Below are 22,590 nucleotides of genomic sequence, written 5' to 3' on the forward strand. Positions count from 1 at the left end.
TAATGACAGCATTTATATCAGCGGGTCATAACCCGAAAGGAATTAAAGTAGATCCTGGAGCTGTTGCCAATGGACTACGTGAAGCCGATTTAACGGTCGAATTTAGAAACTTGGTGGTTGATGAATTACTTAAACGCAAAGTAAAAGTCATTACAGATAAAGATGATGAACGTCTTGGCGATTATTTGAAAAGAATACAAACCGGTTCCGGTTCTGTAGTTTTGGAATTTCATTTTGATGCGGCAGTATCTCCAACGGCAACCGGAACAACTTCTTTATATGGAAGTGATGCGGATAGATTGGATATTGCATTTGCTAAAGAACTGGTCGAAACTACATCTGTAGTTCTTGGAATTAAAAACCGTGGTGCATTATCTGAAAAAGACAGCCATCGGGGCAGTTTGGGTTTAATGAGAGAACAGGGAATTGTTTCTTTGCTTGAGATCTGTTTTATTTCGAATCCAAATGACATTAAGGCTTATAATGCCAATAAAAAAGACTTAGCAGTTAAAATCGCTGGTATAGTTGAACGTTATGAAAATATGCTATGATAGATTTAAGTACAATATTAAATAATTTAAAATCAATAGCTATTGTAGTTGGAATTGTCGTAGCTGTTTGGTTCTATAAAGATTATAAATATCAAGTTGCTGAGAATATCAGGCAAACCGAAAACAACAGCCAATTAAGAAAGGCTGATAGTACAAAATATGCAAGTCAATTATTGTCTAAAGATGAAATTAAAGAATATCTGCAATATCAAAATTCAGATCTGAAAAAGAAGCTGGCTAATGCTGGAATAAAAGAGAGTCGAATAGAAAGTATTGTTTCTCAAACATTGAAATATCGTGATACTACAAAAAGAGAAACTGATATTACTGGATTAGTTGATGCGATAAAGAACAGTATTCCAAAAGAGCAGGCGTGGAGTGATACAACGAAATGTATGACAATAAAAGGAATTGCTTCTTTTGATGGTGCAAAACTTAAAGTTTCAGTAATTGATCGTCAGTTTGAAAATAAATCGGATGCTGTCGCTTATTGGGAACGTCGCCAATGGAGTTTTTTAGGTATTAAAACACGGTTTTTAGGTAAAAAGGTTTTTACGGCTGAATCATTTGATGAATGCGGCGAAAGTCGAACGATGAAAATTGAGAAAAAGAAATAGTTTATTTATATTTGGTTTGGTTAGTTGGGAAAGCGATTCAGAAATGAATCGCTTTTTTTTATTTTGTTACAATTTAGAACTGCCTATACAAATGACAAAACACTTTTACGATGTAGATTTGTATTTCTAAATTTTTGAAAAATGGCACGAGAGCGTAAACTTGATATTAATGGTCATTTATGTAAAGCAGGAGATTTTGACTTTACAAGTGAGGAATGGCGGATAGTGACTATTTTGCTACGAGTGGGTGATGCTCATGATGTAATTTATCCTGAAGTTCCTAGGCTTCCATTGTTTAATAAACTAAACTCAGTAGGACTGGAAGTTTTATATGATGGCCACAGAATGTATCTTTCCGAATCTTCTATAAATAATTACTTTGAGAATATAATGGGAGGTACATATGAAGTGGAGAAAAGTTTTGTTGAGAAATATTCCATTGGTAAAAATAAAAATTTTTAACTTTGAAAGACAAGTTGTTAAATCAAAAATATGTGTTATTATGTAGATCAGAAATCCACCAAATCTGAAGTTAAAGCAATGTTTAATATTTCGGTTGACAATGCTGACAGATTTTATCAGGGAACATTTATAAATGGTTTTGAGCATCCCAATTTGCCTATCATAACAAATGAACAGCCTGAAGTAATAACAACAGATGCTACTTGGGGATTAGTTCCATCATGGGCAAAAGATACTTCTTTTAGAGATAAAACCTTAAATGCTAGAATTGAAGGAATTGACACAACACCTTCTTATAGAAATATTAATTCAAATAGGTGTGTTATAGTTGCTACGTCGTACTATGAGTGGCGATGGTTAGATCCAAAAGGAAAAACTAAGGTGCGTTATCAAATATTTTCCCAGACTGATGAAATTTTTGTATTCGCTGGATTGTTTGATACTTGGACTAATCCTGAAAATGGTGAAGTATTAAAAAGTTTTACCATGGTAACAACAGAAGCTAACGAGCTTATGAAATATGTTCATAATAATCGCGAGCGTATGCCAGTTATGTTAAAGAGACAAGATGTCGAGTCCTGGCTTGATGCAAAAGTAAATATTAAAAAATTTGCATATCCTTATGATCCGTCGATCGTAGCATTTGAAGTTGCATAGATTTTATGATTTTGCAATATCGGTATAATCTTTAAATAATTTATCAAAAGTTGGTTTCATGAATGCACTAAATTCATCACCTTCAGCCTGACTTTTAAAGGCGATTTTGTTCTCGTTAACAATTCTGTTAATCTTAATATTAAGCAATTGCGAAAATTGTTTGTTATTGTCAAGGTGAAACATTTTTGCTGTGATGTTTTCTTGTCCAGTAAGAAGATTAATTTCTTCACGTTTAATTTTAAGAAGTGCTTCTGTTTCTTTAATAAATTGTTCCTTTATTTTATCGTAGTTCATAGGTATATATTAATGTCTTTTCCGTCAGTTGTAATGCTTGGATTCTCGCTGTGGTTTAAAATATTCAAAATTAATTCCTCTACTTCAGTTTCTGTTAATGCATCGTAGTTTATGGCGTACGGAGTTTCGAAAAATATTTCAATGTAAGTGATTTTTTTACTGACTTCCTTCATGTCATCGCTTATAAAGTCGGCATCATTGTCAATTTCTAAACCGAAGTATTCAGTTAAAGCAAGTCCTTGGTTTATCAAATGCGTAACATAATCAATTGATAATTCTACAGGGATTGTTTTTTTGTCTGTGGTTAATATGAGTGTATGATTTGCCATAAAGCAAATTTAGGAAAAAAAATGATTGCTTTAAAATGAATAATATTATTGCTTTTTGAATAAAAATGAACAGTAATTGCACATAATAAAACTTTGTTATTTCACGGATTATTCACGGAAATAAAATGTTTAAAATGTGTAAAGTGTTAATTACATTGAGTTTAGGTTGTTTATGTATTTGCCTTCTAAGCAGGCGGTCGAAGGTTCGAATCCTTCTGCGTTCACGAAAAGCCACTCAAATCGAGTGGCTTTTTTGTTTTGTGCCATATTGGGTTTCCTGGTTTTCAATCCTGAGGTCAAAGGTTCGAACCCCACCGGGGTCCACAATAAATATAAAAAAAGTGCGTAAAGCTATATTTTACAGGCTATTTTACGGTGACAATAATTATTGTTTTTTATACTAAAACAAAAACACACACACATAATTTCATTACTTGTCACAAGACAAGTGCCACAGGTTTTATTCGCTCTTTCTTTGCATAGTATTAAACAAATAAATATTATGAAAATCGAAAAAACAAACACACAGAACGAATTAAATTCATCATCAAACAGTAAAAACACAATTGTAATTGTTCATGGGGCATGGTCATCTGCTAATGACTGGCATCATGTTGCGGGTCATCTTAACTCTCCAGAAAACAATTTAATTATTGTAAATCTTCCTGGTCATGGTAGTGACCAAACACCCGTATCGAATATTAGTTTACAACTTTATGTCTATGAAGTTTTAAAAGCTATTGGCAGCGCAACAGACGTTACACTTGTAGGCCACAGTTTTGGCGGAATAGTGGTAAGCGAAGTAGCAGAACTCATTGCTCCACAAATCAAAAAACTAATTTATATTGCTGCTTTTGTTCCTAAAAATGGAGAAAGTTTATTGTCACTTGCACAAACTGATTCGGAAAGCCATGTAGGTCATAATCTTATTGTAGACGAACAAGCAGGAGTTGCTACTATAATTAAAGACGCAATTGCAGACGTTTTTTTAGCTGATGCGCCAAAACCGGTAGCTGAATATGTAACCAATAATCTTAGACCTGAGCCTCTGGCTCCACTATCTACACCTGTCACATTAACGGATGCAAATTTTGGTAAAGTCGTTAAAGTATATGTCCACTCTCAAAATGACCATACCATTGGGTATTCACTTCAGCAAAAAATGGTTGAAAATGCGGGAATCTCAAAAACCTACTCTCTTCCTTCGAGCCACACTCCATTTATAGTATTTCCTCAAATCCTCTCTTCAATTATAGCTTTAGAAGCTAAGTAAAAAACACATTTCACAAATAACATTTTAAAATTACAATCATGAAAAAATTCAAATTGATTCAATTTGTCATAGCAGCTTGCGCCCTTATTTTATCATCTTGTTCAAATGATGAAGCACAGACTGAAACTAAAAATTATGTACTCGTTCATGGTGCATGGCAAGCTCCATATGTATGGCAATCAGTTAAAACTAATCTCGAAAAACAGGGCAATAAAGTAACTGTTGTCGAGTTATCGGGCCATGGTGCTGATCAAACTACTCCTAGCCAAATAACACTAGACGTTTATAAAGAGAAAGTAATAAACGCACTTTCAACAATAGATGGGAAAGTAATTTTAGTGGGACATAGTCTTGGCGGTATGATAATTTCTTCGGTTGCAGAAGCTGTGCCTGCTAAAATTGAAAAACTGGTTTACGTTGCCGCTTATCTACCGGTTTCAGGTCAAACATTAGATGAGTTGGCACACATGGATCCTGATTCTCAGCTTGGTGTCACAGGTAACCTAATTTTCAATTATAATGATGGTACTGTAGATGTAAAGCAGGATCAAATCGTGAACTTGTTTATTCCTGATGGGACTTCAGAAATTCAGAGTCTTGTATTAAAAAACTATAGAACAGAACCTTTAACTCCATTTATCAACCCTGTAAAACTGACTGACCAAAATTTTGGATCAGTTAAAAAAGTCTACATAAAAACTTTACAGGATCGTGTTGTGTCATCGTATTTACAAAACAAAATGATTTCAGCAGGAAAAGTTGAATCAGTATACGAAATAAATACAGGACATAGTCCATTCCTTTCAAAACCCAACGATTTATCATCAATCTTAACAAAAATAGCAACAAACTAATTAGCAACAAATAACAAATATATATCATGAAAAATTCAATTTTATTAATAGCAATGCTATTGCTTACATCTATTACAGCTTCATCACAAATGAACAAAGCTAAAAACGAAAACACAATTGTAATAATCCACGGTGCATGGTCATCATCAAATGATTGGCAGCATGTTTCAGAAGATTTAACGGCTGGTGGAAATTCCGTTATTTCTATTAATCTTCCGGGACATGGAAGCGATAATACAGCAATTTCAACTATCAGCTTAAAACTTTATGTTGAAGAGGTTAAAAAAGCCATCGGAAACAAACAAAATATAGTGCTTGTTGCACATAGTTTTGGCGGAATTGTGGCAAGTCAGATTGCAGAAGACATTGCGCCTCAGATAAAAAAGGTGGTTTACATTGCTGCCTACGTACCCAAAAATGGAGAAAGCTTATTGTCTCTTGCGCAAACTGATGGAGAGAGCCATGTTGGAAAAAATCTTATTGTAGATGAGAAAGCAGGAATTGCAAGCATTAAAAAAGAAGGTATTGCTGATGTTTTCCTTGCCGATGCTCCTAAGCAAGTTGCTGATTACGTAAGTAACAATTTAAAACCAGAACCATTAGCTCCTTTAGCTACTCCGGTAACGTTGACTGAGGGTAAATTTGGAAAAATCAGTAAAGTATTTGTTTACACTTTAAATGATCATACAATAGGTTATTCGCTTCAGCAAAAAATGACTAAAGATGCGGGAATTGAAAGATTATATGCTCTTCCGTCTAGTCACACACCTTTTATCATGTTCCCACATGTTTTGGCTCAAATCATTGCTGTAGAAGCTAAGTAATTACAATTTAAATTAAATATCACAGGTAAGAATCATTGTTAGTCAGTAACAATCTTGGATAGAGTTTTCAGCGACAAATAGTGATTCTTATTTTACATCATTAAGTAATATTGAAGAACAAATGGAAATACAAGAAAATATTTTAGAGGGTGAATTTACCCATAAAACAGCGCCGACAAAATCTATAAACGTAAAGGGAGCTGATTTTACTTACCGCTCTTTTGGAAAGAAAGAAGGCATACCCGTTATTTTTTTACAACATTTTACCGGAAACATGGATAATTGGGATCCTGAAGTTACAAATGCAATTGCGAGTAATTATCCCGTAATATTATTTAACAACAGAGGCGTTGGCAGCTCAAACGGGACTACTCCAGAAAATGTAGCGGAAATGGCAAAGGATGCCGTAGATTTTATCCGTGCTTTAGGTTGCAATAAGGTTAATATTTTAGGTTTTTCTCTTGGTGGCTTTATAGGACAAGAGATAGCGGCAAATTATCCGGAATTGGTGAATAAACTTATATTGGCAGGTACAGGATCAATAGGAGGAAAAGCGATTGCACAACTGGAGTCACATTTAGAAAAAGCTTTTGTTGATGGACCAGACAGAGTATTGATTAATCTTTTTTTCAGTAAAACGCCAAGCAGTATCAAAGCGGGCGAAGCTTTCTTGGAAAGATTATCTGAAAGAAAAATAGACAGAGATTCCCCAACGAGTCAGGATACAATTGCAAGTCAGGCTAAAGCTATTATAAATTATGGTTTAGCGACAGATGAAAACAATACACAGCTTAAAGCTATTAAGCAGCCTGTGCTTATCGTTAATGGAAGTCAGGATAATATGGTCGATTCAATCAACTCTTATATTATGCTTCAGAATATTCCGAATGCAAAACTAGTACTTTGGAGTGATTCAGGTCATGGTGGGATTTTTCAATATTCCAAAGATTTTTCGCAGGAAGTAAACTCATTCTTATTGAATTAAGATCAAATTGAAGTGTATAATTTATAAAAGAAAACCGGTTGCTGGGCTATTGTTTGAGATGATGGTGGAAGAAATAGCAGTAGTAATCGGTTTTAAAAAAAAAATAAATGATTGATTTATGCAATTGCAAAAAGGACATAAATTTTGTTATTCAATACATATAATATTCCTGCTCATTTTTACGCTCCTGATCTTGATACAAAGGCAAAAAAAGCTAGCAGCGCAAAGGAGAAATCAGAAACTGGAAAAGCAAATTCATGAAATGAATAGGGAACGGGAATTACTTCATAAAGAAATTGAATTGAGAAACAGAAAACTTTCTGCCAGAGCATTATATCTTTCCGGTAGAAATCAGCTGATCAATGATTTGATTATGTCTATAGAAAATATACCAAAGCTTTCGAAAATCTCTTCTTTGGATATTCATATTAAACATTTAAAAGATTATTTAAAAAGTGATAATGAATGGGAAACATTTGTTTTTCATTTTGAAGAAGTAAATCCAGGTTTTCTGGCAAGACTTAGAAAATTACATCCTGCATTAACATCAAATGACATGCGTTATATTGCTTATACCTATATGAATTTAACGACGAAAGAGATTTCAAACCTTTTGAATATTACAATATATGCAAGTAAAAAAAGAAAAGAGAGAATCATTTCGAAGATAAAACTTCCTAATGATATAACTTTATACTCTTATCTATCAAATATTTAGAAAAAATGTCTCTCATTTGTCTCTTAATAGTCTCCTTTTTTTCAAGTGATTTGAGATTGCGTTTTATCTAACTATTAGGTAATTGATTATTTTTGACCTGCAACTGTCTTGTAAAGAAGCTGTTGCGTATAATATTAACGAAGGAACCAATGGACAAACAAGGACTAAAAAATTACATCATAAAAAATTTACCATTTCCAGACCGTATTTTAGATGAGGTTGTAGAGTTTTTTGAAGAGATTACTATTGAAAAAAATGAATTTTTTCTTAGAGAAGGAAAAATAAATGAACATTATTTCTTTTTGCAGACCGGTTTTATGAGAGCGTTTACGCATGATATTGATGGAAATGAAATCACTACAAATTTCTATCAAAAGGATAGTGTGGTATTTGAAGTTTCATCCTTTTATTTAAAAACCAAATCATCTGAGAATATACAAGCGGTTACAGATTGCAAGGGTTTTGCCATAAGTTATGATCAATTAAACGCATTGTTGCATACTGTTCCTGAGTTTAGGGCTTATGGGGTAAAAATGCTGGCTAAAGAATATATGATGTTTAAAAAACGGGCGCTGGATTTAATTAATCTTAGTGGAGAAGCCCGATATGAAAATCTTATTACGACCAATAAAGAAGTATTTCAATTTGCCCAGCTCAAACAAATCGCATCTTACCTAAATGTTACCGATACGTCATTAAGTAGAATTAGACGGGAATTTTCAAAAAAATAAATCGAATTTTGTTACTCATTTAAATCAATTATTTCATGCCAAATATTGCGAGATATTTTCTCATCACTTTTTTTTCTTTAGTGTCATTGTCCCTTTTTAGTCAGGAAAATGCGAAGGAAGAAATGACGATTAAAAAACCGCTTTTCTTTACTACAAAACATACTAGTGATATTAACAGAAAGCCTTTAAATTTTACGGCAATAGCAGATGAAATATTTCTTAAAAATGATGATAATAAAATTATAGCCAGTGTATTTAGTTTTTCCTATATAAAGCAAAATAAAAAGAATGAAGTAAGGCCTGTTGTTTTTGTATTTAATGGCGGTCCGGGATCATCATCAATTTGGCTGCATTTGAGTAGTATTGCACCGTGGAAAGTAAAATTAACTCCGGAAATTAATTCTTCTAACGCACCACCATTTGGATTAGAAGACAATTCTGATTGTTTGCTGGATGTAGCAGATTTGGTTTTTGTTGATCCTGTTGGTACTGGTTTTAGTCGTATCATTTCCCCAGGTACACCACAGGATTTTTACGGAGTAGATCAAGATGCAGAATCAATGGCGCAATTTATTGAAAAGTGGTTAAATAAAAATAACAGATGGAATTCGCCAAAGTTTCTTATTGGAGAAAGCTATGGAAGTCAACGCGTTTCAGTTCTTCCCAGAGCACTTATGGGCGGAGTTATGTATTCGGGTGTAATGAGAGGGATAACGTTAAACGGCATTATTATGCTGGGAACTACGCTGGAATCGCCTTTAAAAAAGTTAACATCGGATGCAAAATTAGAAAGAGCAGCATCATTACTTCCTACTTTAGCAAAAACAGCTTGGTATTATAATAAAATAGACAAAACATTACCTTATGAAGAGTTTCAAAAACAAGTTTCGGAATTTGCAGTAAAAGACTATTTGAATGCACTTTTACTGGATAGTCAACAAAAACTTTCGGCGACGGAAAGAAGTATGATAATTGACAAACTTTGCAAATACACAGGATTGTCAAGAGATTTTTTCTCATCAACTCTTGAAATAGCTCCAAAAGTTTTTGCTGACAGTCTTTTGTCGAAAGAAAACCTACAGATTGGATTATACGATACAAGATACAATCTTCCGCTGGAACATTCGGGTAATGATCCTGTTGCTGATGATCCAGCAATGGGAAGATACGTTCCAGGATTTACGGCTGCATTTAGAGAATTATTAGCTTCAAAATTAAACATTGATATTCAAGATCCGTATAAAACTATTGACTGGAAAAATATTTCGTTTCAATGGCAATGGTCACGAAAAGAAACGAAAGAAGGTCCTGATTTTACTGATGATTTAAATGTTGTTTTACGCAGAACGCTAAAACTAAAAGTATTTATAGCGGGAGGAAGTTATGATTTAGCTACGCCCGTGGGTTATGCTAAAAAAACAACCGAAAAAGCAAATTTTTATCCAAACAGAGTCATTTTTAAAGAATACGAATCGGGTCATATGTTGTATTTAGGAAATACAGGAAAATTATTTAGTGATGATTTACGATCGTTTATTTTGAGTTGTTCAGAATAAATTAAGATCTATAAAAACTTCAGTTTTTATTCGCTGCCCAAAAAATAGAATTCCTAAGAAGAGTAGTGTAAGCCTCATTTTTAAATAATTCGGGTGCATGTCCCATGAAAATATAGATATTTCGGGAAGCAAAATGATCATTTGTCCAAATTACCGGGTGATCGCCCATTTTTATTTTCGAATCAGGTTCGTAAGTTGATTCGTCAACTGAAGCTAAAACATGAACATTTTCGCGCGGACTTTTATCATAAATGTACCATTCTTCTTTATTTACAAAAAAATCAGATGGAATTCCTTTCATTACAGGATGAGATTTATCTTCAACATTCACTTTCGCATCAGCAAAATCCGGAATATAATTGACAAATTTTATATTTCCCATAAAATCAGAAAACCATTTCCACATTGGATATCCGTCAAATTCTCCAAGTAAAGTGGCGTGATGCAAGCCGATCCATCCAGCTTTTCCGCTCGCCATATAATTTTGAAATGCTTTCATCGATTCTTCACTCCAGGTATAAGGCGGATAGTCAAGTTGAATAAAAACCTGATATTTGCTTAAAAGTGCCTCATTTATTGTTTTGGTATTTTCGATATAATCAATTGTAAAACTGCTATCAATTGCGAGTTTATTTAGCCATGGTTTTGCTGCCTTGGTAAATTCTAGATGATGTCCGCCGTTTTCATATAAAACCAAAGCTTTGAATTTTGATTTTTTTGATTTTTGCGCGAAACAATCAGTTTGAAAGAAACATATTGTTAGCAAAGTAATTATGATAAGCGACTTTTTCATTTGATTTTTAAAATTGTTTTCAGCATTATTTTATTTGTTAACAGTGGCGGTTATCGCTTGTAGAAACCATGCCGAATGTGGAATCCATTGCTCGGTCCAGCGCCATTCGTCATTTCCGTCAACATCCATTTTAAAATCAATTCCTGATCCATCACCATTTCCTTCTTTTCCGGTAATACCGTTTGAGATTCCGCCTTTTTCTGAACCATGTCCATAATTGGAATGCATATACGGGACATTTTTTTCTCCAAATTGATATAAAAAGCATACCGAATAAGGATTACAACCTAAAATCCATGATAATTGCTGAGATGCATACAAATCAAGTGATTTTTTTGTGGTATCATTTTTTTGAAGTGATATAGCTTTTCCACCTTCAGTAGCAGCTGTTGCAAGTGATGCTAATCGTGCATTTTCGCCTTGCCACCACCAGCCAGTTTCGTTTTCATGCGGAATGAAAAAACCGTCTTTTATTTTGTCGTTAAATAGAAAACTCTGTCTGGCATAACCAAACGGATTGCTTACATTATTGGTTACCAATAAATTATAATTTAAAGCTTTTTTTATCACCTCTTTTGCTTTAATTCTTTCATTTTCATCGTTTTCTTTTTTTAAATAACGGGTTAAAGCTACAATTGGTAAACCTGCATCTGCAGCATGCCAAAATGGTCGATTGCCGTCATTGCTTCTAAACCAGCCTTGATCTGTCATTCGGTTTTCTAATTTATTAGCCCATTTTCTGGCTTCTTCTTTATAGAAATTCTGATTCGTAGCAATCCATAACTCTGTTGCGCCCATTAATGCACAATAATCATCGATGATGTTTTCTTTTCCGTCATCGTCATATTTTGTGTTGTTGATTAAAAGATGAGCATAAGCGCGTTTTGCTCCGTCGAGATATTGTTTTGAGGTAAAATCACCACTTTTTTTCCATTGCGAAATTCGGGCGAGTGATGCAATTGCCATTCCGGCGCCTTCGCGAAAAGCAGACTGATATTCATCTGTAGTTACGCTATTGGCTTTAAGCCCGACAATTCTTCTGGCTGCAGGATTTTTGTCAAAATAGCTGAAAACAATCATGTAGAAATAATCTTCGTCAGATAAGCAACGCATCATATAATCAGCGCCCCAAATGGCTTCATTGTCTAATGAATCTTTTATTTTCCATTGAACGAGTTGTTTAGAAATTTCTTCTGATGTATTGATGAGCGACCATGTTACTAGTGGTGTTTGTTGTGGCGAAACAAAATTAGCGTAAGCTAAATGCGAAAAATATTTACTTACATCACCAGATGCATCGCACCATCCGCCATGAACGTCGATTTTTTTCGTGCTTCCAAATAGCAGCATATTTTTGTCGGCTTCCAGTTCTTCGGGTGTATTGGCTCTTTGTTTGTTGTAATAATGTACAATTGATGAAATGGTTTTTTTTGCCAATATATTTTCTTCAATTGCAAAGCTAGCCGAACTATAGATTTGATCCGCAATTTTTATTGTGATTTTATAATTTCCTGGCTTTTTGAAAGACGAAAAATCGGCTTTATAATATGCTTTATCAAGCATCCATTCTTCAACATTTTCTGCTTTTCCAATTGTAGATGTGAAAACTGTCTTTTGAGTTTTCGTATCAATAATATCGAAAGTTGTATTTGAAAAATTTCCTTTAAAACCAATAATCGCCACTTTTGGACTTTCTGGGTCAAATCCAACCTGATTTACATAGATAGTTGGCTCACTGTAGGCCATAACAGAAAAAAGCAAAGTGATTATGATGTATTTTAATTTCAGCATGATTAAAAGTTTTAAAACGTATTGAAGAAGCAAAATACGAAAAACTGAAATTTAATATCGTCTTTATAAATTGAGTAATTAATAGACAATAACAGGATGACATAAGTATTTGCTGTATTTACAAGGAATTGGAAATAAAAAATGATGTGTTTTTGTTGTGCTATTTATGAGCACTTCTGTATTTTTCTCTACCTTTTTTAATGTTAAGTTTTTCTTACTTTTTTTAATCTCTAAAGCTTTGTTTTACCGTGTTTTAACTTTTTTTTATTAAATTTGGTATGACAATTTCAGCAAAATCAAATCCTATGGAAAAATTAAAACGCCCAGTTTATGTTAAAGCGGGTAATGATGATTTTTTTAAAAAGCTGCGCTCGGAAGTGAACGAAACTGTTTTACAAAATTCATCATTGTATCGTTTAAACATTGTTAAGTCTTTCGGACTTGTATTTCTTTTCTTTTTATTTTACGCTTGTATTTTGTTGTTCGGAAATAGCACTCCATTATTATTTCTTTTTTATATTTTGTGCGGTTTCACTATGATCGTGCTTTTTATAAATGCCTTTCATGATGCCGCGCACGGAGCGCTTTTCAAAAAACAAATACATAATGAGCGTTTCATGTATGTTTTGGAACTTTTTGGAAGCAATCATTGGTTGTGGACACGTCGTCACATTAACCTCCATCATGCTTATCCAAATGTTCCAGATTGGGATATTGATATCAAACAAAGCGATATCATTAGGATTTTCCCAAACAGCCCATTGTTTAATTATCACAAATACCAGCATATTTATATGTGGTTTATTTATCCACTTTATAGTTTGAATTGGATTTATATTCGTGATTTTAAAGATTTCTTCGGAACAAAAAATAATTATGTGAAGAAAGTAGTGGAGAAGATTCCAACACGTGAAATCTATCGATTATTTGCCGCAAAAATCATCAATCTGATTTACATGCTTTTCATCCCGATGTTTCTTTTAAATCAGCCTTGGTATATTGTTTTAGGAGGTTGGTTTGCTATGCATTTATGCGGAAGCGCTCTAGGGGTTGTTGCGCTTGTATCAACGCATGTTGATGAAGATGCACATTTTCCGGGAACTGACGAAGAAGGAAACCTTTCGGCGACTTGGGCCATGCACCAAATGATTGTAACCAAAGATTTTAGTACAAATAGCAAATTGGCTAATTTTTTATACGGAGGTTTTACGCACCATGTAGCACATCATCTTTTTCCTGCTGTTGCTCATACGTATTATCCTTATATCACGCCAATTATAATGCGTTATGCTGCCGAATATAATCTGCCTTATACTTCATATCCTTTTTACCACGCCGTTCGGTCACATTTTAGAATGCTGAGAGATAAAGGTATTCAGGAAAATATTCTGATGACTGGGGAGATTTAGTAGTCAAAAGTCATAAGTCCTTGCTTAAAAAGTAGTTTGAAATTATTTTTTAGCAAGGATTTTTTTTAATCCTTTATACTGTAGTTTAAACTTTTAGCTTTACGCTTTTGACTTTCGACTTTTGACTCATTCAATTTTAGAATTACTTTTCTTAATATTCAAATCATGCAATAAAGAATCTTTTAAAACAATTCTGAAATTATCTTCGGCAAAAATATTCAGTTTTGACTCACTGAATTTGTACACATTTAATTTGTTGTTCTTTATATCTATATATAAATCATACGAGTAAGTATTGCAATCGTGTTGTTTGCATCCGCTAGCATGTAAAATTTCGCCTTCTTTTGTAAATGGAGTTTCGGTATTCCAGTATTTGACCATTTGATCATAATCGCTGCCTAAAAGCGTTTTCAATCTTGGTGTTAAACTGCTTTGTGCTAATAAATGAGTGCCAATAACGCTTTTTCCAACCAAATTATTCAGTGTATCAATCGGATTAATTACTGCCGAATCTGCTTTCAAAGCTTCAGTTCTTATTGAAGTCGAGTCTGTAGTTGGAACATTTTTGATGCTTTCTTTTTTACAAGATGCTATTACAAAACAACTCAATGCAACTATAAATAAATATTTTATTTTTTTGTTCATAGTATAATTTTTAAAATAACTAATTGATTTATAATATCTTGTTTTGCTAATTTAATAAAAAAATCTCAAATTATTATTTTAAAACAAGCGCAAATGGGTTTTTAAAATTGTAAGATATTAAACCAGAGATTCCGTTTTTTTGTTTAATTTCAATTTTTAAATCATAAAGATTATGTCACAGTTTTTAAAATTCTTCTTTTTTGTCGGTTTTCTTTTTTGGAATATTTCTTCAAATGCTCAAAATGAAATGTATTCAAGTCCTGTAAAACATGAAATTTCAGATACAACTTTTGTTAATCTAAAAGATTTCAGTAAAGATTTTGTCTATGACATGAAGTATGCAACTGAGGACAATTTTTTGAAAGCTAAAGTGTACGATTGTGCAGAATGTGTTTTGCGCATGAAAACGGTTCAGGCATTAATTGCGGCTAATAATGATTTTAAGAAAAAAGGTTTCAAAATCAAACTTTACGACTGCTACAGGCCTTTATCAATTCAAAAAAGAATGTGGGAAATTGTTTCGAATCCAAAGTATGTGGCTGATCCAAAAAAAGGCTCCATCCACAATAGAGGAGGAGCCGTTGATATTTCAATAGTGGATTCTAATGGAAAAGAAATTGATATGGGAACTCCTTTTGATTTTTTTGGAATCGAAGCCAGTCATAATTATGAAAATCTTTCCAAAGAAGTAAAATCAAACCGAAAGTTTCTGAAAAAAATCATGACCAAAAATGGATTCAATTCTTTTGATTCAGAATGGTGGCATTATAATTTAAAAGCGGGTTTAAAAGACAAAGTTTCTGATCAAAATTGGAAATGCGAATAATTATTCAACACATCGAATGTTCTGAATGAAATAAGTATCAGGATTATACACTTTTTTATTCATTTCAGATGTTATTTCGCTTTTTACGATATAATCTTCCGTATCGGTCAAATATTTAATTCGCATCATGGTAACGGGCGATTTTTTTAGTTCTTCGTAATTATCTTTCATGAACATAAAAATCCCTGTATTTACACGGTTATCAAATCCGTTGTCGTGAATAAGAGTACCGCAGTTTTCCTGATTGATGTGCATTAAGGTAACGACTTTTCCGTTTTGAAGCTGTAAAAAGACACGGGAGTTTTTGTCAAAGCAGTTTGCCTTAATAAAATCCTTGCTTTTTTGAATAAGTTGTAAGTTTAGTGTTGGCAATCCATCAGTTTGTGCCAATGAAAAGAAAACATAACTAGAGCTTCCTCCAAAGTTTTTTTCACTGATAAGATATTCGTTTGTTACTTTATAAGAGCCAATAGAGTCATTGACATTTACACTGTATTCACATGGTTTTTGTGCAAATGCAGCAAAGGTTAATAAAAAAAGAGTTAGTGTAATTAGTTGTTTCATTGCTTAGATTATTTTGGTGCAAATTAAAACTATTTTGTTATCTTTTACATCAGTTGTAAAAAAACAATACAAATTGCCACCATTTTTTATTTTCCATTTTTTTCGGATGTTTTCGACTGTTTCAGGAAAATTACGCGTTGTTATGTTGGCTTGCTGATTTGCCAGCTCGGTTTTCATTTCGTTTTTGCTATACGGAATCACTTTTTGGATTTCAAAAGCTCTTCCAGGAAAATCAATTAATTCTTCCGAAGTGTATAAATGCGAATGTTTCTGAAGTTTGTTTATTTTAAAAAACGAACTAACTTCATCAAAACCACCCGATTTCATTATAGATGAATTCGGCTCGAACAAATATTTTTGAGGCAAATGATAAGACGGAAATTCAGTTTCATTGCCTAAAATGAATTCAAATGTTTCTGTTTTATCTTTCAGAATGTTGGCGGTTTTGATTGTAATATCGCCTGTATAATTTTTATGAATTTCAAAAAGCAATTCTTTTACTTCGTTTTCAAGTGCGATTATATGAATGTTTTTGACAAACTTCAATTCAGATAAGCCTGCTGAAATGTCTAGTAAAGGTGCTGTTTTTATCAGAATAGAATCTGTCTTTTCAAAATAAAAATCTAATGATTCGGGAACATTCGGCAAACAGTCTTTCAGCATAAAAACTTTGCCTTTTGCATCATTTCTTCGAGATGGATCGATATAAATCCAATCCCATTTAAATCCTGATTCTGCTTCGTTTAAAATGTTTATAGAATCATCAGCGTAACAAAAACAATTTTTCACACCTAATTGGATATAATTATGTTTTACAATTGCTGATAAATCTTGATTAATTTCGCAATGCGAAACGACTTTAAATTTTTTAGAAAAATAATAATCATCAACGCCAAAACCTCCCGTAAGATCAATTAAAGTTTTCCCTGAAATTAAAGATGCTTTATATTCAGCTGTTTTTTCAGAAGAAGTCTGTTCAACCGAAATTTTGCTCGGATAAATTATGTTTTCGGTTTTAAACCAAGTTGGGAGTTTTTCTTTAGCTTTGGTTTTGGCTTCAATTTGGTTTAAAATTAAAATCCAATCAATTTCAGGAAATGGATTTTTTTGAAGTGCCAGTTTTGAAATTGAAGCACCAATATTTTGAGATATAAAATCTTGAATATTTTGGTGCAAAATAATAGTGTTCAAAGCTAAATTCTTTCAGTTAATACAGAGACGATTTTATTGTCCGGGAAAAATTCTTTTAAAATAACTTTCAGCATAGTGTAAACCGGAATTGCGATAATCATTCCGACAATTCCGAATGTTATACCACTGATTAAAGTAATCAAGAATATTTCAAGCGGGTGCGAATTTACACTTTTTGATGAAATTATCGGTTGGCTGATGTTATTATCAATCGCCTGAACTAATAAGAATCCAATTACGACATATATTGTTGTAGGAAGAATTTCGGACTGAAAATCTTTTCCAATTAAGCTTATCATGGTTAATAACGCTGCCAAAATGGTTCCAATGATTGGTCCTATGTATGGAATAATATTTAAAATGGCACATAAAAAAGCAATGACAAAAGCATTTTTGTTTCCAAAAATAACCAAGACAATGATATATAAAATGAAAACTACAGTAAGCTGCAATAACAAACCAACAAAATAGCGCGTCAGCAAATGGTTTATTTTAGTTATTGAGTTTAAGATTTTGTCTTCATTTGTGTCTGGAAGAATTCTGCGGGCTTGGCTTTTAAAAGTTTCCTGATCTTTAATGAAGAAAAAAGTAATGAAAAATACCGAAACTAATCCCATTCCCATATCGGCCATAAAATTCATAATTGAGTTGATAAAGCTTGTAAAATAGTTAAAGTCCAATGCCGAAGTTATTTTTGAATCATTCAGCATTTTACTTAAGTCAACATGCTGAATATTGAAATACGTTTCTACACTTTTTTCTGTTTCTATAAATTGTGCTTGAAGATGATTAGTATCTAAAAGCGCTAAATTATTTGCTTGCGAAATTATTAGTGGAACGAATAAAAGAATAAAACCAACCATCAATAATATAAAAAGAATTATGGTTGTCGTAGCCGCCAATGAATTGCCAAACTTTAATTTATTTTTTAAAAACTGCACTAACGGATTTGCTATCAAACATAGAATTAGGGAAATACAGAGATAAACAATTACAGTTTGTATTTCATATAAAAAATACAAAACGGCACAAATGACAAGTATAGTTGCTAATGCTCTTAGAATTCCGTTAGAAATGATTTTTGAAGTTATCATATTTAGGTTTTAGACCATAAATATAGGAAAAAGCTTTTAAAATTTTAGAAGCAAAAAAAAGCGAGATCGTTAAATCTCGCTTTTAAAACATTGACTTGGTTTTATAATGTTTTTTATTGTGCAAAAGCGGCTCTTGGTCCGCCAGTAGCAAATATTGCCATCATTCTGCTTTTTTGACCTGTAGAGAACATGTACATTGCATTATCATCAACATAATCCATATAATTCATAGTCATTTCAACTGGAGTTCCAGAGCAAGTACTATAGTGAGGATAAGCTGGCACACCATAATTTGCAGTGTTGTGTGTTGGAGTATCAGACACTAAATCGCTTCCGCAAGTTGCATCTCCCCAAATGTGACGTAAATTCATCCAGTGACCTACTTCGTGAGTAGCTGTTCTTCCTAAATTAAAAGGAGCGTTTGCTGAACCTGATAAACCGAAATAACGAGAATCAATTACAACTCCGTCAGTTGAAGATGCTCCACCAGGAAATTGTGCATATCCTAGAATTCCGCCCCCAATAGCGCAAGACCATAAGTTAAGTTTTGTAGTTGGAGATGTTGGTGCAATACCACCCTGAGCCGTTTTTTTCATGGCATCATTTGTTCCCCAAGATGTTTTGGTAGTCGATTTGCGGATAACTTGATCCAATACAAATGTGATTCCAATGTTAGCTTTTACTCCTGCAAACAAAGCTGGAACACTATTGTAATCGGAGTTTAAAGCATTAAAATCTTTGTTTAAAACATCAATTTGCGTTTGGATTTGTGCATTCGAAATGTTTTGCGCAGTTGTTTTGTATAAAACGTTAACTACTACAGGAATTTCAATTTTGCCATTAACTAAACGGCCAGAAAAACCTTTAAGTAATTGTTCGTTTGTAAAAGCTTCAATTTGGTTCATTCTGATGGCCTGCATCGGATCTGCCTTCAATTGTGCTTCTAATACATCCTGCGATGCACAAGAACGACGTGCTGCAGCACTAGTTTCTGAATTAGCTGAATCAGTTTGGTCATTTTGACAAGCAAACAGCAATAACGCTGCAACTGCGGTAATAAAAACTTTTTTCATAATAGTTTGGATTTTTGTTATAAAAAATTACTTTTGGTTAATTATAACGCAATTTTATAACAAAAATATATTGTAGAAAAATATTACAAAGATTATTTTGTGAGAAATTTTACAACCCCTTACAAATACTGATTCCTACAAAAAATTAACAAAAAATATTAATAAGTTTTTTCTTTCTTTTGTATTTTTTAGTGCATTTCACCGTGATTATCTGTTGTTTATCGAGATAAATAAAAAAATAAAATCGAAAAAGAAAGATAAAATGGTTTAAAAGAATTTTTTATGAAGAAGTAATCTCATAAAGTGCAATACTTGCAGCTTGCACAACATTCATACTAGAGTTTTTTCCAAACATATTTATATGCACAATTTGATGCGAAATTTTTAAAAGCTCGTCTGAAATTCCGTTTATTTCACTTCCAATTATAAGCGCAATTTTTTGATTTTCAGGAATAATAACTTTTTTAAGAGGTTTGCTGTTAGATGCGATTTCTAATGAAATAATTTCAAAATTATTATCCGAAAGGAAAGAATGAAGTTCGGAAAACTCTTCAATGACAATATGCGGCACATGAAGATGTGTACTTCGTGAAGTTTTATTGATTTTACGAGGCGTCAGCGGTATATCTTTTCCAAAAAAGACAATATTTTCAACTCCAAAAGCTTCGCTTATTCTGAAAAGAGAACCAATATTCTGCTGAAAATAAATATGATCGCAGATTAATGTTATTGGAAACGTCCTTCTTTCAAATTGATTTTCTTCGTGAGTAAGCTGCACTTTATTTGTAATTAATTTGTAAAAATATAATTGATAATGTTGGCGCCCATTTTCAAAGCTTTATCGCGAACATTTGCCGGATCATTGTGAACTTCCGGATCTTCCCAACCGTCACCTAAGTCACATTCATACGTGTATAAAAGTACTAATTTGTTATCGACAAAAATTCCAAATGCTTGTGCGCGCGTACCGTCGTGTTCATGGATTTTTGGTAATCCATTCGGAAAAGGAAATGGTTTTTGAAAAATAGGATGATTAGCCGGAATTTCCAACAAATCATTATTTGGAAATATTTTTTTGATTTCTTTTCGAATATACTGATCCATTCCATAATTGTCATCAATATGCAGAAAACCACCTGAGGTAAGATAATTTCTTAGATTGGTTACATCAGCATCACTGAAAACAACATTTCCGTGTCCGGTCATGTGTACAAAAGGGTAGGACAGAAGATCAGGATTACTTGGTTCAACAGTTGAAGGTTTTGCCTTAATACGTGTGTTGATGTTTGAATTGCAAAAACGAATTAAATTAGGCAGTGAAGTTGGATTTGCATACCAGTCACCGCCGCCACTGTACTTCAACAAAGCGATTTCTTGTGAAAATGCGGAAACAGAAACCAATAAAATCAAGTAAAATATTTTCTTCATATTAAAAAAAGCTTCTGTTAGTTTGAAATTTCATTAAAAAAAACAACACTGTGACAAGCCACAACTGCTGCAGTTTCAGTTCTTAAGCGTGTATTTCCTAAAGTAACTGGCTGAAAATTGTTTTCTAAAGCTAAAACTATTTCTTTTTCAGAGAAATCACCTTCTGGGCCAATTAATAAAGTTACATTCTCATTTGGTTTAAGCGCTTCTTTGAGTGATCTTTTGTCGGTTTCTTCGCAATGCGCTATGAATTGCAAACCTTTATTTTTTTGTTTGACAAATTCTTTAAACGAAATCGCTGGATTTAATTTTGGCAAAAACGTTTCATTTGATTGTTTCATTGCCGATAGAATGATTTTTTCAAAACGCTCTGCATTTATTGCTTTTCTTTCGGAACGATCACAAAATATAGGCGTAATTTCCTGAATTCCAATTTCTGTTGCTTTTTCTAAAAACCATTCAAAACGATCATTCATCTTGGTTGGCGCAACGGCCAGATGCAAACGAAATCTTGGTTCTGGAAATTTCTGAATCGAGCGCACATCTACAATACATTTATTGTCTGAAGCCAAAGTGATTTCGGTTTCAAATAATATTCCCTGACCATTCGTAACATGCAGGATATCGGAATCTTTTTTGCGTAAAACCTTTATTATATGGCGACTTTCTTCTTTATCAAATGAAAAAGATTCAGTAGTTTCGTCTATATCGGGATTGTAAAATAACTGCATAATTTAAAATTGAATTCGGGCTTTCGAAACTACAGATGCATCTTCAAAACGTTTTGATAAATATTTTTGATAACCCACAATTCCAATCATTGCGGCATTATCGGTGGTATATTCAAATTTCGGAATAAAAGTTTTCCAGCCATATTTGCCTTCTGCTTCCTTCAATGTCGTTCTGATACCAGAATTTGCCGAAACTCCTCCACCAATTGCAATTTGTTTAATTCCTGTTTCTTTTACAGCCAATTTCAATTTGTCCATTAAAATTTCGATAATAGTATGCTGAATAGAAGCACAAATATCGTTCAGGTTTTCTTCAATGAAATTTGGATTTTCCTGTTTGTTTTTCTGAATAAAATACAAAATCGCTGTTTTTAATCCGGAGAAACTAAAATCCAATCCAGGAACTTTTGGTTTTGTAAAAGGAAAAGCTTTTGGGTTTCCTTCTTTTGCGTATTTATCGATCAAAGGGCCACCAGGATAAGGAAGTCCAAGAATTTTGGCGCTTTTATCAAAGGCTTCTCCAACGGCGTCATCAGTAGTTTCACCGATGATTTCCATATCAAAAAAGCTGTTTACTTTTACGATTTGTGTATGTCCGCCACTAATTGTCAGTGCTAAAAATGGAAATTCTGGTTTGTCAAAACCATCTTCATCAATAAAATGCGCTAAAATATGAGCATGCATATGATTCACGGCAATAAGCGGAACTTTTAATGCCAACGATAATGATTTACTGAAAGAGCCTCCAACCAATAAAGATCCCATTAAGCCTGGTCCTTGTGTAAAAGCAATGGCGCTTAGCTGTTCTTTTTGTATATTTGCTTTGCGAAGCGCTGCATCAATTACCGGAACTATGTTCTGCTGATGAGCTCTTGAAGCCAATTCAGGAACAACACCACCGTATTGGTTGTGAATTAGCTGGTTGGCAACAACATTTGAGAGTACTTTATCGTTATGTAAAACTGCAGCGGCAGTATCATCACAGGAACTTTCAATGGCAAGAATAAAAACCTCTGAATTTTGCATATAAAGGCACAAATTTTGAATTATATTTGACAAATCAAATTTTTAATTTTCTTTGACTGTAAGGAGAAGCCAAAATTAAAGAATTTTTATCAAAACAGCCGTTCTTTGTCTGTTCAAAATAAATTTAAAGTAAACTAAAATTAATACAGCTATCAAAAAAGTAAAGAA

At 33.1% G+C, this 22,590-nt stretch carries 26 protein-coding genes; 13 read left to right on the forward strand and 13 right to left on the reverse strand.

Annotated features, from left to right (window positions below; translation table 11 throughout):
• The first annotated feature begins 2 nt into the window (after positions 1-2).
• The 4 genes from ACWA1B_RS12860 (at position 3) to ACWA1B_RS12875 (ending at position 2,287) form a co-directional block, all read left to right on the forward strand.
• A complete protein-coding gene (locus ACWA1B_RS12860; protein WP_456907470.1) occupies positions 3-551 on the forward strand; it encodes an N-acetylmuramoyl-L-alanine amidase in 549 nt (182 codons plus the stop codon).
• On the forward strand, positions 548-1,168 hold the full coding sequence (locus ACWA1B_RS12865; protein ID WP_456907472.1) for a hypothetical protein: 621 nt from the start codon (positions 548-550) through the stop codon (positions 1,166-1,168). Before ACWA1B_RS12860 ends, ACWA1B_RS12865 begins: the two co-directional genes overlap by 4 nt.
• A gap of 141 nt (positions 1,169-1,309) precedes the next feature.
• Entirely contained in the window at positions 1,310-1,630 is a 321-nt protein-coding gene (locus ACWA1B_RS12870; RefSeq protein WP_456907474.1) for a hypothetical protein, read from the forward strand.
• Between the two features lie 30 nt (positions 1,631-1,660).
• Positions 1,661-2,287 carry an SOS response-associated peptidase gene (locus tag ACWA1B_RS12875; protein ID WP_456907476.1) on the forward strand — a complete coding sequence of 209 codons (627 nt, stop codon included), beginning with the start codon at positions 1,661-1,663 and terminating at the stop codon, positions 2,285-2,287.
• Positions 2,288-2,290: 3 nt separating this feature from the next.
• Here ACWA1B_RS12875 and ACWA1B_RS12880 read toward each other — a convergent pair whose 3' ends face one another.
• Together ACWA1B_RS12880 and ACWA1B_RS12885 are read right to left on the reverse strand one after the other, a co-directional pair.
• Positions 2,291-2,581, reverse strand: a complete 291-nt coding sequence (locus ACWA1B_RS12880; RefSeq protein ID WP_456907478.1) for a hypothetical protein — start codon at positions 2,579-2,581, stop codon at positions 2,291-2,293.
• On the reverse strand, positions 2,578-2,910 hold the full coding sequence (locus ACWA1B_RS12885; protein ID WP_456907480.1) for a hypothetical protein: 333 nt from the start codon (positions 2,908-2,910) through the stop codon (positions 2,578-2,580). Before ACWA1B_RS12885 ends, ACWA1B_RS12880 begins: the two co-directional genes overlap by 4 nt.
• A gap of 502 nt (positions 2,911-3,412) precedes the next feature.
• Between ACWA1B_RS12885 and ACWA1B_RS12890 the strand changes: the two genes are divergently transcribed.
• The 7 genes from ACWA1B_RS12890 (at position 3,413) to ACWA1B_RS12920 (ending at position 9,851) form a co-directional block, all read left to right on the forward strand.
• Positions 3,413-4,183 (forward strand): alpha/beta fold hydrolase, encoded by a 771-nt coding sequence (locus ACWA1B_RS12890; RefSeq protein WP_456907482.1) that lies wholly within the window; start codon positions 3,413-3,415, stop codon positions 4,181-4,183.
• 38 nt (positions 4,184-4,221) lie between these two features.
• Positions 4,222-5,037, forward strand: coding sequence for an alpha/beta fold hydrolase (locus ACWA1B_RS12895; protein ID WP_456907484.1), 816 nt, complete (start codon positions 4,222-4,224; stop codon positions 5,035-5,037).
• Positions 5,038-5,063: 26 nt separating this feature from the next.
• Complete coding sequence (locus ACWA1B_RS12900) at positions 5,064-5,861, forward strand: alpha/beta fold hydrolase (protein ID WP_456907486.1); 798 nt, start codon at positions 5,064-5,066, stop codon at positions 5,859-5,861.
• A 121-nt stretch (positions 5,862-5,982) separates the two neighbouring features.
• The gene (locus ACWA1B_RS12905) at positions 5,983-6,846 is read left to right on the forward strand and encodes an alpha/beta fold hydrolase (protein WP_456907488.1); all 864 of its coding nucleotides are present in this window, start codon (positions 5,983-5,985) and stop codon (positions 6,844-6,846) included.
• Positions 6,847-7,108: 262 nt separating this feature from the next.
• Positions 7,109-7,564: a helix-turn-helix transcriptional regulator gene (locus ACWA1B_RS12910; protein WP_456907490.1), complete on the forward strand. Its 456-nt coding sequence runs from the start codon at positions 7,109-7,111 to the stop codon at positions 7,562-7,564.
• 149 nt (positions 7,565-7,713) lie between these two features.
• Entirely contained in the window at positions 7,714-8,295 is a 582-nt protein-coding gene (locus ACWA1B_RS12915; RefSeq protein WP_456907492.1) for a Crp/Fnr family transcriptional regulator, read from the forward strand.
• Positions 8,296-8,330: 35 nt separating this feature from the next.
• Entirely contained in the window at positions 8,331-9,851 is a 1,521-nt protein-coding gene (locus ACWA1B_RS12920) for a S10 family peptidase (protein WP_456907494.1), read from the forward strand.
• Positions 9,852-9,870: 19 nt separating this feature from the next.
• Here the strand turns inward: ACWA1B_RS12920 and ACWA1B_RS12925 are convergent, their stop codons facing one another.
• Positions 9,871-10,644, reverse strand: a complete 774-nt coding sequence (locus ACWA1B_RS12925; protein WP_456907496.1) for a ThuA domain-containing protein — start codon at positions 10,642-10,644, stop codon at positions 9,871-9,873.
• Between the two features lie 30 nt (positions 10,645-10,674).
• The gene (locus tag ACWA1B_RS12930) at positions 10,675-12,435 is read right to left on the reverse strand and encodes a glycoside hydrolase family 9 protein (RefSeq protein WP_456907498.1); all 1,761 of its coding nucleotides are present in this window, start codon (positions 12,433-12,435) and stop codon (positions 10,675-10,677) included.
• Between the two features lie 305 nt (positions 12,436-12,740).
• Between ACWA1B_RS12930 and ACWA1B_RS12935 the strand changes: the two genes are divergently transcribed.
• Entirely contained in the window at positions 12,741-13,844 is a 1,104-nt protein-coding gene (locus tag ACWA1B_RS12935; protein WP_456907500.1) for a fatty acid desaturase family protein, read from the forward strand.
• 126 nt (positions 13,845-13,970) lie between these two features.
• Here the strand turns inward: ACWA1B_RS12935 and ACWA1B_RS12940 are convergent, their stop codons facing one another.
• Complete coding sequence (locus ACWA1B_RS12940; RefSeq protein ID WP_456907502.1) at positions 13,971-14,489, reverse strand: hypothetical protein; 519 nt, start codon at positions 14,487-14,489, stop codon at positions 13,971-13,973.
• A 172-nt stretch (positions 14,490-14,661) separates the two neighbouring features.
• Here ACWA1B_RS12940 and ACWA1B_RS12945 point away from each other — a divergent pair, with 172 nt between their 5' ends.
• Positions 14,662-15,315, forward strand: coding sequence for a M15 family metallopeptidase (locus ACWA1B_RS12945; RefSeq protein ID WP_456907504.1), 654 nt, complete (start codon positions 14,662-14,664; stop codon positions 15,313-15,315).
• Here the strand turns inward: ACWA1B_RS12945 and ACWA1B_RS12950 are convergent, their stop codons facing one another.
• The 8 genes from ACWA1B_RS12950 to tsaD form a co-directional block, all read right to left on the reverse strand.
• Positions 15,316-15,879, reverse strand: coding sequence for a hypothetical protein (locus ACWA1B_RS12950; RefSeq protein ID WP_456907506.1), 564 nt, complete (start codon positions 15,877-15,879; stop codon positions 15,316-15,318). It lies immediately after the preceding gene.
• Between the two features lie 3 nt (positions 15,880-15,882).
• On the reverse strand, positions 15,883-17,070 hold the full coding sequence (locus ACWA1B_RS12955) for a THUMP-like domain-containing protein (protein ID WP_456907508.1): 1,188 nt from the start codon (positions 17,068-17,070) through the stop codon (positions 15,883-15,885).
• A 2-nt stretch (positions 17,071-17,072) separates the two neighbouring features.
• Positions 17,073-18,164 (reverse strand): AI-2E family transporter, encoded by a 1,092-nt coding sequence (locus ACWA1B_RS12960; protein ID WP_035646989.1) that lies wholly within the window; start codon positions 18,162-18,164, stop codon positions 17,073-17,075.
• Between the two features lie 113 nt (positions 18,165-18,277).
• On the reverse strand, positions 18,278-19,237 hold the full coding sequence (locus ACWA1B_RS12965) for a zinc metalloprotease (protein ID WP_456907510.1): 960 nt from the start codon (positions 19,235-19,237) through the stop codon (positions 18,278-18,280).
• Positions 19,238-19,517: 280 nt separating this feature from the next.
• The gene (locus ACWA1B_RS12970; RefSeq protein ID WP_456907512.1) at positions 19,518-20,015 is read right to left on the reverse strand and encodes a TrmH family RNA methyltransferase; all 498 of its coding nucleotides are present in this window, start codon (positions 20,013-20,015) and stop codon (positions 19,518-19,520) included.
• An 11-nt stretch (positions 20,016-20,026) separates the two neighbouring features.
• Positions 20,027-20,665, reverse strand: coding sequence for a DUF4159 domain-containing protein (locus tag ACWA1B_RS12975; protein WP_456907514.1), 639 nt, complete (start codon positions 20,663-20,665; stop codon positions 20,027-20,029).
• A 17-nt stretch (positions 20,666-20,682) separates the two neighbouring features.
• The gene (locus ACWA1B_RS12980; protein WP_456907516.1) at positions 20,683-21,396 is read right to left on the reverse strand and encodes a 16S rRNA (uracil(1498)-N(3))-methyltransferase; all 714 of its coding nucleotides are present in this window, start codon (positions 21,394-21,396) and stop codon (positions 20,683-20,685) included.
• A gap of 3 nt (positions 21,397-21,399) precedes the next feature.
• Complete coding sequence (tsaD, locus tag ACWA1B_RS12985) at positions 21,400-22,422, reverse strand: tRNA (adenosine(37)-N6)-threonylcarbamoyltransferase complex transferase subunit TsaD (protein WP_456907518.1); 1,023 nt, start codon at positions 22,420-22,422, stop codon at positions 21,400-21,402.
• Positions 22,423-22,590: the final 168 nt, after the last annotated feature.

The organism is Flavobacterium xizangense (genome assembly GCF_054075145.1).

Excerpts from the sequence above, each read along its gene's own strand:
- ACWA1B_RS12865 (WP_456907472.1), top strand. The coding sequence starts at position 548 with ATGATAGATTTAAGTACAATATTAAATAATTTAAAATCAATAGCTATT.
- ACWA1B_RS12960 (WP_035646989.1), bottom strand. The coding sequence starts at position 18,164 with ATGATAACTTCAAAAATCATTTCTAACGGAATTCTAAGAGCATTAGCA.
- ACWA1B_RS12860 (WP_456907470.1), top strand. The coding sequence starts at position 3 with ATGACAGCATTTATATCAGCGGGTCATAACCCGAAAGGAATTAAAGTA.
- ACWA1B_RS12875 (WP_456907476.1), top strand. The coding sequence starts at position 1,661 with ATGTGTTATTATGTAGATCAGAAATCCACCAAATCTGAAGTTAAAGCA.
- tsaD (WP_456907518.1), bottom strand. The coding sequence starts at position 22,422 with ATGCAAAATTCAGAGGTTTTTATTCTTGCCATTGAAAGTTCCTGTGAT.
- ACWA1B_RS12980 (WP_456907516.1), bottom strand. The coding sequence starts at position 21,396 with ATGCAGTTATTTTACAATCCCGATATAGACGAAACTACTGAATCTTTT.
- ACWA1B_RS12910 (WP_456907490.1), top strand. The coding sequence starts at position 7,109 with ATGAATAGGGAACGGGAATTACTTCATAAAGAAATTGAATTGAGAAAC.
- ACWA1B_RS12895 (WP_456907484.1), top strand. The coding sequence starts at position 4,222 with ATGAAAAAATTCAAATTGATTCAATTTGTCATAGCAGCTTGCGCCCTT.
- ACWA1B_RS12975 (WP_456907514.1), bottom strand. The coding sequence starts at position 20,665 with ATGAAGAAAATATTTTACTTGATTTTATTGGTTTCTGTTTCCGCATTT.
- ACWA1B_RS12935 (WP_456907500.1), top strand. The coding sequence starts at position 12,741 with ATGGAAAAATTAAAACGCCCAGTTTATGTTAAAGCGGGTAATGATGAT.
- ACWA1B_RS12870 (WP_456907474.1), top strand. The coding sequence starts at position 1,310 with ATGGCACGAGAGCGTAAACTTGATATTAATGGTCATTTATGTAAAGCA.
- ACWA1B_RS12880 (WP_456907478.1), bottom strand. The coding sequence starts at position 2,581 with ATGAACTACGATAAAATAAAGGAACAATTTATTAAAGAAACAGAAGCA.
- ACWA1B_RS12940 (WP_456907502.1), bottom strand. The coding sequence starts at position 14,489 with ATGAACAAAAAAATAAAATATTTATTTATAGTTGCATTGAGTTGTTTT.
- ACWA1B_RS12915 (WP_456907492.1), top strand. The coding sequence starts at position 7,714 with ATGGACAAACAAGGACTAAAAAATTACATCATAAAAAATTTACCATTT.
- ACWA1B_RS12905 (WP_456907488.1), top strand. The coding sequence starts at position 5,983 with ATGGAAATACAAGAAAATATTTTAGAGGGTGAATTTACCCATAAAACA.
- ACWA1B_RS12965 (WP_456907510.1), bottom strand. The coding sequence starts at position 19,237 with ATGAAAAAAGTTTTTATTACCGCAGTTGCAGCGTTATTGCTGTTTGCT.
- ACWA1B_RS12950 (WP_456907506.1), bottom strand. The coding sequence starts at position 15,879 with ATGAAACAACTAATTACACTAACTCTTTTTTTATTAACCTTTGCTGCA.
- ACWA1B_RS12900 (WP_456907486.1), top strand. The coding sequence starts at position 5,064 with ATGAAAAATTCAATTTTATTAATAGCAATGCTATTGCTTACATCTATT.
- ACWA1B_RS12945 (WP_456907504.1), top strand. The coding sequence starts at position 14,662 with ATGTCACAGTTTTTAAAATTCTTCTTTTTTGTCGGTTTTCTTTTTTGG.
- ACWA1B_RS12885 (WP_456907480.1), bottom strand. The coding sequence starts at position 2,910 with ATGGCAAATCATACACTCATATTAACCACAGACAAAAAAACAATCCCT.
- ACWA1B_RS12920 (WP_456907494.1), top strand. The coding sequence starts at position 8,331 with ATGCCAAATATTGCGAGATATTTTCTCATCACTTTTTTTTCTTTAGTG.
- ACWA1B_RS12925 (WP_456907496.1), bottom strand. The coding sequence starts at position 10,644 with ATGAAAAAGTCGCTTATCATAATTACTTTGCTAACAATATGTTTCTTT.
- ACWA1B_RS12890 (WP_456907482.1), top strand. The coding sequence starts at position 3,413 with ATGAAAATCGAAAAAACAAACACACAGAACGAATTAAATTCATCATCA.
- ACWA1B_RS12930 (WP_456907498.1), bottom strand. The coding sequence starts at position 12,435 with ATGCTGAAATTAAAATACATCATAATCACTTTGCTTTTTTCTGTTATG.